Genomic DNA, 11,989 nt, shown 5'->3' on the forward strand with positions numbered 1-11,989 from the left:
CGCACCACCAGGAGGACCCCATGAGCATCACCGACATCGGCACGGCGCCCGCGCGCACGGCGGAGGACGGCCCCGGCGGGACGGGCACGGAGTCCCGTCCCGCCGCGGCGCCCGCCGGCAGCGTCGGCCCGATCTTCAGCGTCGGCGGCGCGGTCGAGCGGGCGGCGGGCGACCTCGCCGAGGACTTCCACGAGGCGTCGAAGATCACCCGCATCACCCACCCGGGCTGGACCGACGTGCGGTACGCGCAGCAGCTGGCGCAGGAGGCGCAGGGCGTCGCGGACGCGGGACCGGGCGGCGCCACGAGCGCCCCGCGCCTGCTCCCGGCGCTCGCGCTGCCGCCGGCGCTGCCGCTCCCGCACGGGCTCGGGGCGACGATGGCGGCCCGGCGGTCGGCGGATCCGGACGAGCTCGCGGCGCCCCTCGCGCTCCCGGAGCTCGCGACCGTGCTCCGGCTCGCCTACGGGCCGCGCGGCGACGGCGGCACGGGCCGCTTCGTGCCCTCGGCCGGCGGGCTCTACCCGCTCGACCTGCACGTCGTGGTGCGGGCGGCGGAGGGCGTCGCGGCGGGGATCCACCAGCTCGACCCGCTCGACGAGGCGCTCGTCGACGTGTCCGGCCTCGACCGCGTCGGCCGGCTCGCCCGCTTCCGACGTGCGGCGCCGACGGCCATGGCGCCCCTCGCGGAGCAGGCGGCCGTGACGATCGTGATCACCGGCAGCTTCGAGCGCTCCCGCACGAAGTACGGGCTGCGCGGGTACCGGCTCACGCTGCTCGAGGCGGGGCACGTGGCGCAGAACGCGCTGCTGGTGGCGACGGCGCTCGGGCTGCCGTCGATCGGCTGGGTCGGCTTCGTCGACCACGAGCTCGACGCCGTGCTCGGGCTCGACGGGGTGACGCAGTCGTCGCTCTACGCGGTATCGCTGGGCGGGCGTCCGGAGCGGGGTGGCACCGGATCCGTGCCCGCAGCCGCAGCCGCGCCCGCACCCGCACCCGCCGCGCGGCGTCCCCCCGACCCGCACGCGGCGGCCGCCGGCGCGCGGCACTTCGCCGAGGAGGAGGCATCCCATGACTGACGCGGTGGAGCTCGACGGGATCACCCGCGCCTTCGGCCGCAAGCGCGCCCTCGACGCGGCGTCCTTCGCGCTCGCGCCGGGGCTCGTGCACGCGCTGCTCGGGCCGAACGGATCCGGCAAGACCACGGCCATCGACGTGCTCACGGCGACGCGCCGGCCGGATGCGGGCCGGGCCCGCGTGCTCGGCCACGACGTGCGTCGGGGCGGCCCGACGGCCTCGCTCGTCGCGGTGATGCCGCAGGCGCTCGCGTTCCCGGAGTACCTCACGGTGCGCGAGGTCCTGGCCCTCGCGCTCGTGCCGCACGCGGGCGCGCTGACGCCGGCCGCGGCGATCGACCGCTTCGACCTCGACCGGCTCGCCGCGCGCCAGACCGGCGGCCTGAGCGGCGGCGAGCGGCGGCGGGTCGCGCTCGCCTGCGTGGTGGGCGCGGGCACGCCCGTCGTGGTGCTCGACGAGCCCTCCGCCGCGCTCGACATCCCGGGGCGGGCGGCCGTGCGCGACGCCATCACGGCGGTGCGCGACTCCGGCCGCACCGTGCTCCTCGCCTCGCACGACATGGAGGAGGTCGCCGCGCTCGCCGACACCGTCGTGTGCCTCGACCACGGACGCGTCCTCGGCCACTGGACGGCGTCCGACTTCCGCGGGCTCGCGGGGGTGCGCCGCGTCGGCTTCCGGGCGACGCCGCACGAGGCGCGCGCGTTCCTGCCCTGCGGCGCCCGGCCCGAGCAGGTCGCCGAGCCGCTCCCGGGCGAGCGGGTGCGCTGGATCATCGACACCGACCGCTCCGACGTGGTCGCGGGCCTCGTCCTCGCCGCCATAGCGGAGCCGGAGCTCACCGTGACGGAGCCGGGCCTCGGCGAGATCTTCGCGCGCGTGCTCGAGGGCGGAGGGCCGGGCGGCGCCGCGCCGGGTGGCAGCACCCCGGATCACGGATCTGCCGCCCCGCCTGCGCCCAGCGCCGACCCCGCCCGCCGCACCGAACACGAGGAGCCCCGCGCATGACCGGCACCGATCCGCACGCCGCCCCGACGATCGGCGCGCCAGGCGCGTCCGTCGCATCCGGACCATCCCGGCAGGGCCCCGCGCCGACCCCCGCCCCGCTCCCGCCCCGCCCCACGGCCCGACGCCGGGCCGCGATCTACCGCGCCCACGTCGTCAGCGAGCTGGCGCAGAACGCGCGGATGCCCGCCTTCGTCCTCCCGCTCCTCGCGTACCCGGTCCTCATCTACGTGGTGGTGGGCCTCCCGCAGGGCGGTCCTCCGGGCGCGCGGCTCAGCGTGCTCCTCGGCTACGTCCTGTTCTCCGTGCTCGGCACGGTCACGTTCCAGTTCGGCGTCGGCGTCGCGTCGGCCCGCGAGTCGCCGTGGGAGCGGTGGCTGTTCACGGCGCCCGTGCCGGCGTGGATCCGCCTGGCCGCCAAGCTCACGGTCGCGTGCGTGTTCGGCGTCGTCTTCGTGATCCCGGTGGTCGCGGTCGGCGTCCTCGCCGGCGGCGTGCGCGGCGATCCGGCCACGCTCGCCGCCGTCGGGCTCGCCGTGCTGGCCGGCGCCATCCCGATGGCGCTGCTCGGGCTCGCGATGGGCTACTGGTTCCCCGCCCGCGGAGCGCTCGGCCTCGCGAACCTCGTGTACCTGCCGCTGTCGTTCGCGGGGGGCCTGTTCACGGGCGGCGACACGAGCGGCACGCCCTGGGAATCGCTCACGGTGCTGCTGCCCACCGGCGCGTGGAGCACGCTCACGAGCGCGGTCGCCCGGCAGGACACCACCGTCATCGGCCTGCCCCTGGTGATCCTCGCGGCCTGGGCCGTGCTGCTCGGCGGCGTCACGCTCGCCGGCTACCAGCGCACCCAGTCGGCGAACTTTCGCTGACGCCGGCCCGCGAGCGGGCGCGGCCCGGTGTGTAGCGTGGATCCCGCGCGCCGTCACCGGGCCGCACCGCACGTCATCCGTCACCGTCGACGAGAGGGAAGCATGTCCGCGAGCACCACCCCCGTAGCCCTGTTCACCGGCCAGTGGGCCGACCTGCCGCTCGAGGAGGTGGCCCGCCTCGCGAGCGGGTGGGGGTTCGACGCCCTCGAGATCGCCTGCTCCGCCGAGCACCTCGACGTGTGGCGCGCGGCCGACGACCCGGCGTACCTCCGCGGGCGGCTCGAGATCCTGGAGCGCCACGGCCTCGAGGTGCACGCGCTCTCGCAGCACCTCACCGGCCAGGCCGTGTGCGACGACCCCATCGACTTCCGGCACCAGGCGATCCTCCGCTCCAAGGTGTGGGGCGACGGCCAGGCGGAGGGCGTCCGCCAGCGCGCCGCCGAGGAGCTGAAGCTCACGGCGAAGGCGGCCGCCGGCCTCGGCGTCACGCGCGTCACGGGCTTCACCGGATCCCGCATCTGGCCGTACGTCGCGATGTTCCCGCCCGTGCCCGAGTCGGTCATCGACGCCGGCTACCAGGACTTCGCCGACCGCTGGAACCCGATCATCGACGTGTTCGACGACGAGGGCGTGCGGTACGCGCTCGAGGTGCACCCGAGCGAGATCGCCTACGACTACTGGACCACCCGCCGCACCCTCGAGGCGATCGGCCACCGCCCCGGCTTCGGCCTCAACTGGGACCCGAGCCACATGATGTGGCAGGGCATCGACCCCGTCGGCTTCCTCCTCGACTTCGCCGACCGGATCTACCACGTGCACGCCAAGGACACCCGCGTCACCTCCGACGGCCGCGGCGGCCGCCTCGGCTCGCACCTCCCGTGGGGCAACCCGCGCCGCGGCTGGGACTTCGTCTCGGTCGGGCACGGCGACGTCCCGTTCGAGCGCGCCTTCCGAGCCCTGCGCAGCATCGGCTACGACGGGCCCGTCTCCGTCGAGTGGGAGGATGCGGGGATGGACCGCCTGCACGGAGCCCCCGACGCCCTCGCGCGGGTGCGCGCCCTCCTCTGGCCGACGCCCGACAGCCTGTTCGACTCGGCGTTCGCGAACAACCGGGACGACGCGCCCGCCGGATCCACCGCGTGACCCTGCGCGACGGCCAGCTCGCCCGCCTCCTCGTCGTCGACGTGGAGGCGGGCGCCGAGCGCATGGTCGCCGAGTCGGCCGTGCTGCACATCGAAGCGCCGAACTGGACGCCCGACGGTCGCTGGCTCGTCGTGAACGCGGAGGGCGGCCTGTGGCGTCTGCCCGCCCCGGACGCCGAGGAGCCGGATCCGGACCTGCCGGAGCCCGCGGTCGACTTCCAGGCCGTCGACCTCGGCGGCGTCCCGCCCATCAACAACGACCACGTCATCTCGCCCGACGGCGAGCACGTGTACGTCTCCGCGCGCGACGGCCACCTCTACGACGTGCCCTGGAACCGGGGAGCGGGCGGGCCGGGGCGACGCATCACGGCCGACCGGGATCCGGCGCTCCGCTTCAAGAACTACCTGCACGGCGTCTCGCCCGACGGCACGACGCTCAGCGTCATCGGCGGCCAGGTCGACGCGCGCGGCGAGTGGACCACGAACATCCACCTCGTGCCCGTCGACGGCGGCCCCACCACGCAGCTGACGGACGACGGCTTCCCCGACGACGGCGCCGAGTTCTCGCCCGACGGCGGCTGGCTGTACTACAACTCGGAGCGCGGCTCGGATCTCCCGGGCCACGCGCAGCTCTTCACGATGCGCACGGACGGCACCGACGTGCACCAGTTCGCCTCCGACGCGCGCGTCAACTGGTTCCCGCACCCGTCGCCCGACGGCGAGCACATCGTCTACCTCAGCTTCCCGCCCGGCACGCTCGGCCACCCCGCCGACCGCGACGTGATCCTCCGCGTCATCGACCGACAGAGCCACCGCACGCGCGACCTCGCCTCGTTCCCCGGCGGCCAGGGCACCATCAACGTCACGAGCTGGGCGCCGGACTCCCGGCGGTTCGCGTACGTCGCGTACCCGTTCCAGGCGCCCAGCCTCAGCTGATCCGGGCGGCCGGGCGGCCGGGCGGCCGAGGGCCGGACGGGAGCCGGCGGTCGCGGACCATCCACGGAGCGTCGTGCCAGGCATCTCCCCGGCGCGAGGCGAATCCCCATGGGATCATGGGGATCCGCGCCACCCGCCGTCCCGATATCCCGTCGGCCTCACTTCCGGAGACCCCCGTGAACATCACAACGACCACCTGGCTCATCACGATCGCGGTGACCATCGCGTTCTTCGTCTACGAGTTCTTCACCCACGTGCGGAAGCCCCACGAGCCCACCATCGGCGAGTCCGCCCGCTGGTCGGCGTTCTACATCGGCCTCGCGCTGGCGTTCGGCGTCGGCATCGGGTTCACCAGCGGCTGGGACTTCGGCGGTCAGTACTTCGCCGGCTACCTCACGGAGAAGGCCCTGTCGATCGACAACCTGTTCGTGTTCCTGCTGATCATGACCGGCTTCGCGGTGCCCCGGAAGTACCAGCAGAAGGTGCTGATGATCGGCATCGTCATCGCGCTCATCATGCGCGCCGGCTTCATCGCCCTCGGCGCGGCCCTCATCGAGAACTTCTCCTGGGTCTTCTACATCTTCGGCGCGCTGCTGTTCGTGCTCGCCTACCAGCAGATCAAGGGCGACCACGGCGGCAACGCGGCGGACAACATGTTCGTGCGCATCGCCCGCCGGATCCTGCCCGTCCACGACGACTTCGTCGGCGACCGCTTCACCACCAAGATCGACGGCAAGCGCTTCGTCACGCCGCTGCTGCTCTGCGTCATCGCGATCGGCTTCGTCGACCTGGTGTTCGCGCTCGACTCGATCCCCGCCATCTACGGCCTCACGAACGAGGCGTACATCGTGTTCACCGCGAACGCCTTCGCGCTGATGGGGCTCCGCCAGCTCTACTTCCTCATCGGCGGCCTGCTCGAGCGCCTCGTGTACCTGTCGCAGGGCCTCGCGGTCATCCTCGCGTTCATCGGCCTCAAGCTCGTGCTGCACGCGATGCACGTCAACGAGCTGCCCTTCATCAACGGCGGCCAGCACATCGAGTGGGCGCCCGAGATCCCCATCTGGTTCTCGCTCCTCTTCATCGGCGCGACCATCACGGTCGCCACCGTCGCGAGCCTCGCGAAGACCCGCGGCGACAAGCAGAAGCAGGACCGCGCGAGCGTGGACGGCGAGCCCGTGACGCGCGCGACGGACGAGGGGCGCTAGCTCCTCGCACCTCCGCACGATCCGGGCCCGGCGCACCACGCGCCGGGCCCGTCGTCGTGCGGCCCGGCGCATCCGTGCGCTGGCCGCTCGTGGGGCGCGCCGACCTGGCAGCATCACCGGGTGCCCGACGACGCCGATGCCGCGACCCGCGCCCGCCACCTCTGGGAGGAGGGGCTGCGATCGGAGATCCTGACCCTCCTCAAGCAGCGCGTGCGCGAGGATCCCACGGACCGGGCGTGCCGGCTCGTGCTCGCCGAGCTGTACCGCGAGCTCATCGCACCGGATCAGGCGGGTCGCTGGGGCATCGCATTCCCCGCCTGGACGACGGACGTCGAGCGCGATCGGCTCGCGCGCATGATCGCGCACTCCGGGATCGCGGACGACGAGATCCCGGCGTTCCTGGCGCTCCCTCCCGCGGACCCGTCCGAACCCGAGCTGCCGGACGAGGCCGCCGCGCTGCTGCCCGAGATCGAGCGCTACCGGGCGCACTTCGCCGACCCGGCGCGCATGACGCGATGGGAGCGGAAGGCGGCGCGACAGGCGGCGGAGCAGGCAGAGCGTGCGGCGATGTGGCCCTCCGGCGCCATGGAGGTCGTGGGCATGGCGACGGACTTCTCGTGGTGGATGGTCGGTGCCGTCTTCGCTCTGGGAGCGGGGCTCGTCTGGCTGGCCGCGCTGTTCGATCAGCCGGTGACCGCGCTCGCTCGCTGGACGGGCACCGCCACGCTCGGCACGATGGCGGCCGCATGCGCCGCGCGCGCCTTCGTGATGCGAGCCGACGAGCGGTTCCGGCGCCGCCGCGAGCCCGACAGCGATCCTGTCGACGTCGACGTGAGCCGGTGGATCATCGGGGCCATCATGCTCGGGCTCATCGTCTACGGTCTGGTCTCCGCGAATCTCCGGACCGGCGGCCCGCTCCCGTTCTGACCATCCCGCCGAGGCGGCCCCATGGCGGGCTCATGGCCGCTTCATAGGAAGATGCGGATGATGGACCCCGTGACCACCACCCCGCCCTCCGGCTTCCAGCCCGCCGCCGCTCCGCAGCCCCGCCTCACCCGCGCCGACGGGTCGCCCATCCGGGTGCTCGTGGTCGACGACGAGGCGTCCCTCACCGACCTGCTCCAGATGGCGCTCCGCTACGAGGGCTGGCAGATCCGCACGGCCGAGAGCGGGCACCAGGCGCTCGCCGCCGCGCGCGAGTTCAAGCCCGACGCCGTGGTGCTCGACATCATGCTCCCCGACCTCGACGGCCTCCAGGTGCTGTCGCGCCTGCGGGCCGACGCCGAGGACATCCCCGTGCTCTTCCTCACGGCGAAGGACTCGCTCGACGACCGGCTCGCCGGCCTCACCGCGGGCGGCGACGACTACGTCACCAAGCCCTTCAGCCTGGAGGAGGTCGTGGCCCGGCTACGTGGCCTCATCCGCCGCTCGACGCTCGTGGTCAGCGACACCGTCGACCCCGTCATCCGCGTGGGCGACCTCTCGCTCGACGAGGACAGCCACGAGGTCTCCCGCGCCGGCGTCCCGATCGAGCTCACCGCGACCGAGTTCGAGCTGCTGCGCTACCTGATGCGGAACCCGCGCCGCGTGCTGAGCAAGCTGCAGATCCTCGACCGGGTCTGGAGCTACGACTTCGGCGGCAAGTCGAGCGTCGTCGAGATCTACATCTCCTACCTGCGCCGCAAGATCGACGCCGGGCGGACCCCGATGATCCACACGGTGCGCGGCAGCGGGTACATGCTCAAGGCCGCGGAGTGACGACGGACCCCGAGCCCTCGGGCGGCCCCGCCGACTCCGCGGGATCCACCCCGCTGCGGTCCCGCCTGGCCGCCGCCGCCCGCGGGATGACCCTCCGCCGCCGTCTCGTCCTCAGTGTCGTGGGCCTCCTGGCGCTCGCGAGCCTCCTGATCGGGGCGGTCAGCATCCTCGCGCTCCGGGCGTCGCTCCTGCAGCAGGTCGACCAGCAGCTGCAGGCCACGGCGGCGCGGTCGGAGAGCTACGTCGACCGGGATCCGGGCGGATACGGCAGCTTCCCCGGAGCGCCACCCGGCGGGCTCGGCGCGTTCGGGCAGCAGGTCGGCACCATCAGCGCGACCATCATCGACGGCGTCGTCTCCGGCGGCTACATCGCCGACCGGACCGCGGCCGCCGGCGAGCCCGGGGGCGCCGGCGCCGTCGAGCTCACCCGACGCCAGAGCCAGCAGCTGCAGAGCGTGCCGACCGACGGCGTCCCGCGCACGGTCGATCTCGGCGGTGCGCTCGGCAGCTACCGGCTCGTGGGCGGCACGTCGTCCTCGGGCGCGACCATCGTCACGGGCCTGCCGACGAAGCCGGCCGACGACGTGGTCGAGCAGCTCGTGCTCGTGATCACGGTGGTCGCCGCCCTCACGCTCGCGCTCGCCGCGCTCCTCGGCACCGTCATCGTCCGCCGCGCCCTGCGCCCGCTCGACCGGGTCGCGGACACGGCGACCCACGTGGCGGCGCTGGAGCTCGACCGCGGCGACGTCGCGCTCGAGGCGCGCGTGCCCGCCTCCGACACCGACGAGCGCACCGAGGTGGGCCGCGTCGGCGCCGCGCTCAACGGCCTGCTCGGCCACGTGGCGGACGCGCTCACGTCACGGCAGGCGAGCGAGGCCAAGGTGCGGCGGTTCGTGTCGGATGCGAGCCACGAGCTGCGCACGCCGCTCGCCTCCATCCGCGGCTACGCCGAGCTCACCCGGCGTGGGCCCCACGCTCTGCCGGAGGACGTGACGCACTCGCTGTCGCGCATCGAGTCGGAGTCGGTGCGGATGACCACGATCGTCGAGGACCTGCTCCTCCTCGCGCGCCTCGACGAGGGGCGCGAGCTGGAGTCGGATCCCGTCGACCTCACGCGCATCCTCCTCGACACGGTCGGCGACGCGAGCGCGGCGGGCCCGGACCACGACTGGGACCTCGATCTGCCGGACGACTCCGTGACCGTGCCCGGCGACGACGCCCGGCTCCGCCAGGTGGTCGTCAACCTGCTCGCCAACGCCCGCACGCACACGCCCGCGGGCACGCGCGTCGTCGCGTCGCTCGCGGTGGAGGCCGCCGGATCCGACGGGCACGCGGTCATCCGCGTCACCGACGACGGCCCCGGCATCCCGCCCGAGCTGCAGGCCTCGCTGTTCGAGAGGTTCGTGCGCGGCGACGGATCCCGCGCCCGCTCCACCGGCGGCACCGGCCTCGGCCTCGCGATCGCGCAGGCGATCGTGTCGGCGCACCACGGCGCGGTGTGGGTGGAGTCGGAGCCGGGCCGCACGGTCTTCGGGGTGCGGCTGCCGCTGGAGCGGCGGGCGGCGGAGGCGCGTGCCGCCGCGACTCCGGCTGCGCGCGCCGACGGCGACGGCGCCGCGTGGCCGCCCCCGTCCGGCGCCCCCGTCGCGGACCGCCCCGGTCCTGGCGACCAGGGCTGACGTGGATCCCGTCCGCCGCCTCATGTTCTGGCTGCGCGTGCCGTTCGTCGCGGATGCCGCGCTCGTCGTCATCGGGATCGCGCTGCTCGTCGGCGGCGACGGGGTCGGCTGGTGGGTGCTCGTGTTCGCGGGGCTGCGCGCGGTGGTCGGCGTGGTCGCGATCGTGTGGATCGCGCCGCGGATGATCGCGCGGCTCGCGACGCCCGCCCCGGGCACCGACGACGCACCGCCCGCCCCGGACGCGGGAACCGCCCGTCGCTAGGCTGGACAACTGATCCGGGCGCCCGAGCCGCGGATCGAGAGGGTCGTCATCGTGAGCGCAGAGCCAGTCGTCGTCGAGCCAGCGGAGCCCGCAGGCGGCATCCGCGTGCGACGCGCGCGCACCGGCGACGTGCCGCGGATCCAGCAGCTCGTCGAGCCGCTCGTGATGGAGGGCATCCTCCTCGGCAAGGACCTCGTGGTGCTCTACGAGAACGTGCAGGAGTTCCGGGTCGCGGTCGACGCGTCCGGCGAGGTCGTCGGCTGCGGCGCGCTGCACGTGATGTGGGAGGACCTCGGCGAGATCCGCACGCTCGCCGCCGCGCCGCACACGCGCGGCACCGGCGTCGGCCACGCGCTCCTCGAGCGCCTCGAGGACGATGCGCGCGAGCTCGGCCTCAGCCGCCTGTTCTGCCTGACCTTCGAGGTCGGCTTCTTCTCGCGCCACGGGTACCACGAGGTGGCGGAGTCGATCATCGCGCAGGAGATCTACTACGAGATGCTCCGCTCGCACGACGAGGGCATCGCCGAGTTCCTCGACCTCTCGCGCGTGAAGCCGAACACGCTCGGCAACACGCGCATGCTCAAGGCGCTCTGACCGGCACCCGTCGGGGCGCTCGCGTCTCCGCTCGATCCGGCCCCGCAGCCCCGGCCCGTGACCGCCGGGCGCGTCGATCCGGCCCTTCGGCCGCCCGACCGTACCCTGGCGTCATGTCCTCGACCTCGCCCGGAGGCCGCCCGTCCGCGGCCGTGTACCGCCGCCGCCGTCTGCTCGCGCTCCTCGTGGTGGTGGCGGTGATCGCGGTCGTCGTGATCATCGTCGCGAACATCGGCCGCGGCACCGCCGATGTCGCGGCGCCCGACGCGACCCCGACGTCGGACGCGGCGCCCGCCGGCGATGCGGCCGACCCCGCGGCCGAGGCCGCCCCGGAGCCCACGCCGAGCGCGAGCGCCGGCACGGAGACGAACGCCGACGGGTCGTGCGCCGTCGGCCAGCTGGCGGTGACGCCGGTCACCGATGCCGCCTCCTACAAGTCGGGCGTGCTCCCGAAGCTCTCCTTCACCGTGACGAACACGGGCATGGAGCCCTGCACCGCGAACCTCGGCACCACCACGCAGGTGTTCACCATCTCGAGCGGATCCGACGTGTACTGGAAGTCGACCGACTGCCAGACGGGCGCCGAGGATGCGCAGGTCGAACTCGCGGCCCGCACCCCGCAGACGTCGTCCCCGTTCGAGTGGTCCCGCCAGCGCTCGTCCACCACGACGTGCCAGGAGAAGCAGCGCCCGGCCGTGCCCGCGGGTGGCGCGACGTACACGCTGTCGGTCGAGGTGGCGGGCGTGAAGAGCGCGCAGTCGAAGTCCTTCCTGCTCTACTGAGCGGCCTCGTGAGCGTGCGCATCTGAGCACGGTTCTCGATTGGATGCATCCATTGCAATCCATGCATGCGTCTGTCATCCTGGTGCTCCACCGACGTAAGGACGCATCATGACCGACACCACCGAGACCCACGCCGAGCACACCATCGCCGAGCACCAGCACGGCACCGACTGCGGTCACGAGACGGTCACGCACGACGACCACGTGGACTTCGTCCACGACGGCCACAAGCACGCCGAGCACGGCGACCACTACGACGAGCACTGATCCCGAGCGCGGCGACGCGCCAGGATCGAGACGGGGACCAGGCCATCAGGCCCGGTCCCCGTCGTCGTCTCCGGCCACCCCTCGCCGTAGGATCGTCCAGGTGACCTACCCACCCACCGGCTTCGAGCAGGCCGCCGAGCTCTTCAAGGTGCTGTCGTCGTCGTCGCGCCTGGGGCTCATCGGGTTGCTGGCGTCGCGGCGGATGACCGTGTCCGAGCTCGTCGAGGAGTCCGGGATGTCGCAGCCGCTCGTCTCCCAGCACCTGCGCGTGCTGCGGGCGTCGGGGCTCGTCACCGTGGAGCGCGAGGGCCGCATCGCCCGCTACGAGGTGGCCGACACCCATGTGACGCACGTGGTGGACGACGCCGTGGCGCACGTGCGGGAGCACGCCGTCGGGCACGTCGACGCCGGCTGACGCG

General features: G+C 73.8%; 14 protein-coding genes. All 14 read left to right on the forward strand.

Annotated elements, in window-relative coordinates; translation table 11 throughout:
- Positions 1-20 precede the first annotated feature (20 nt).
- The 14 genes from AWH51_RS07820 (at position 21) to AWH51_RS07885 (ending at position 11,985) form a co-directional block, all read left to right on the forward strand.
- Complete coding sequence (locus tag AWH51_RS07820) at positions 21-1,076, forward strand: SagB/ThcOx family dehydrogenase (protein WP_081234972.1); 1,056 nt, start codon at positions 21-23, stop codon at positions 1,074-1,076.
- Positions 1,069-2,079: an ABC transporter ATP-binding protein gene (locus AWH51_RS07825; RefSeq protein WP_254654510.1), complete on the forward strand. Its 1,011-nt coding sequence runs from the start codon at positions 1,069-1,071 to the stop codon at positions 2,077-2,079. The genes AWH51_RS07820 and AWH51_RS07825 overlap by 8 nt, the downstream gene beginning before the upstream one ends.
- Complete coding sequence (locus tag AWH51_RS07830) at positions 2,076-2,945, forward strand: ABC transporter permease (protein WP_254654511.1); 870 nt, start codon at positions 2,076-2,078, stop codon at positions 2,943-2,945. The genes AWH51_RS07825 and AWH51_RS07830 overlap by 4 nt, the downstream gene beginning before the upstream one ends.
- Before the next feature lie 102 nt (positions 2,946-3,047).
- The gene (locus AWH51_RS07835) at positions 3,048-4,088 is read left to right on the forward strand and encodes a sugar phosphate isomerase/epimerase family protein (protein WP_063071532.1); all 1,041 of its coding nucleotides are present in this window, start codon (positions 3,048-3,050) and stop codon (positions 4,086-4,088) included.
- Positions 4,085-5,023, forward strand: a complete 939-nt coding sequence (locus tag AWH51_RS07840) for a TolB family protein (RefSeq protein WP_063071533.1) — start codon at positions 4,085-4,087, stop codon at positions 5,021-5,023. The genes AWH51_RS07835 and AWH51_RS07840 overlap by 4 nt, the downstream gene beginning before the upstream one ends.
- Before the next feature lie 176 nt (positions 5,024-5,199).
- Entirely contained in the window at positions 5,200-6,228 is a 1,029-nt protein-coding gene (locus tag AWH51_RS07845; RefSeq protein ID WP_063071534.1) for a TerC family protein, read from the forward strand.
- A 120-nt stretch (positions 6,229-6,348) separates the two neighbouring features.
- Positions 6,349-7,155 carry a hypothetical protein gene (locus AWH51_RS07850; protein WP_063071535.1) on the forward strand — a complete coding sequence of 269 codons (807 nt, stop codon included), beginning with the start codon at positions 6,349-6,351 and terminating at the stop codon, positions 7,153-7,155.
- A gap of 57 nt (positions 7,156-7,212) precedes the next feature.
- Positions 7,213-7,986 carry a response regulator transcription factor gene (locus tag AWH51_RS07855; protein WP_063071536.1) on the forward strand — a complete coding sequence of 258 codons (774 nt, stop codon included), beginning with the start codon at positions 7,213-7,215 and terminating at the stop codon, positions 7,984-7,986.
- An 86-nt stretch (positions 7,987-8,072) separates the two neighbouring features.
- The gene (locus AWH51_RS07860) at positions 8,073-9,665 is read left to right on the forward strand and encodes a sensor histidine kinase (protein ID WP_063071639.1); all 1,593 of its coding nucleotides are present in this window, start codon (positions 8,073-8,075) and stop codon (positions 9,663-9,665) included.
- 1 nt (position 9,666) lies between these two features.
- Positions 9,667-9,927 (forward strand): hypothetical protein, encoded by a 261-nt coding sequence (locus AWH51_RS07865; protein ID WP_063071537.1) that lies wholly within the window; start codon positions 9,667-9,669, stop codon positions 9,925-9,927.
- A gap of 51 nt (positions 9,928-9,978) precedes the next feature.
- A complete protein-coding gene (locus tag AWH51_RS07870) occupies positions 9,979-10,521 on the forward strand; it encodes an amino-acid N-acetyltransferase (RefSeq protein WP_063071538.1) in 543 nt (180 codons plus the stop codon).
- A gap of 113 nt (positions 10,522-10,634) precedes the next feature.
- Positions 10,635-11,303: a lipase chaperone gene (locus tag AWH51_RS07875; protein ID WP_063071539.1), complete on the forward strand. Its 669-nt coding sequence runs from the start codon at positions 10,635-10,637 to the stop codon at positions 11,301-11,303.
- A 108-nt stretch (positions 11,304-11,411) separates the two neighbouring features.
- Positions 11,412-11,570: a hypothetical protein gene (locus tag AWH51_RS07880; RefSeq protein ID WP_063071540.1), complete on the forward strand. Its 159-nt coding sequence runs from the start codon at positions 11,412-11,414 to the stop codon at positions 11,568-11,570.
- A gap of 100 nt (positions 11,571-11,670) precedes the next feature.
- Positions 11,671-11,985 carry an ArsR/SmtB family transcription factor gene (locus AWH51_RS07885; RefSeq protein WP_063071541.1) on the forward strand — a complete coding sequence of 105 codons (315 nt, stop codon included), beginning with the start codon at positions 11,671-11,673 and terminating at the stop codon, positions 11,983-11,985.
- Positions 11,986-11,989 lie beyond the last annotated feature (4 nt).

This window comes from Clavibacter tessellarius (assembly GCF_001618005.1).
In the GTDB taxonomy this organism is placed as follows: domain Bacteria; phylum Actinomycetota; class Actinomycetes; order Actinomycetales; family Microbacteriaceae; genus Clavibacter; species Clavibacter tessellarius_A.

Bases quoted from the DNA above. Each gene is read 5' to 3' on its own strand.
- AWH51_RS07880 (WP_063071540.1), top strand. From the start codon at position 11,412: ATGACCGACACCACCGAGACCCACGCCGAGCACACCATCGCCGAGCAC.
- AWH51_RS07875 (WP_063071539.1), top strand. From the start codon at position 10,635: ATGTCCTCGACCTCGCCCGGAGGCCGCCCGTCCGCGGCCGTGTACCGC.
- AWH51_RS07835 (WP_063071532.1), top strand. From the start codon at position 3,048: ATGTCCGCGAGCACCACCCCCGTAGCCCTGTTCACCGGCCAGTGGGCC.
- AWH51_RS07860 (WP_063071639.1), top strand. From the start codon at position 8,073: ATGACCCTCCGCCGCCGTCTCGTCCTCAGTGTCGTGGGCCTCCTGGCG.
- AWH51_RS07825 (WP_254654510.1), top strand. From the start codon at position 1,069: ATGACTGACGCGGTGGAGCTCGACGGGATCACCCGCGCCTTCGGCCGC.
- AWH51_RS07820 (WP_081234972.1), top strand. From the start codon at position 21: ATGAGCATCACCGACATCGGCACGGCGCCCGCGCGCACGGCGGAGGAC.
- AWH51_RS07830 (WP_254654511.1), top strand. From the start codon at position 2,076: ATGACCGGCACCGATCCGCACGCCGCCCCGACGATCGGCGCGCCAGGC.
- AWH51_RS07855 (WP_063071536.1), top strand. From the start codon at position 7,213: ATGATGGACCCCGTGACCACCACCCCGCCCTCCGGCTTCCAGCCCGCC.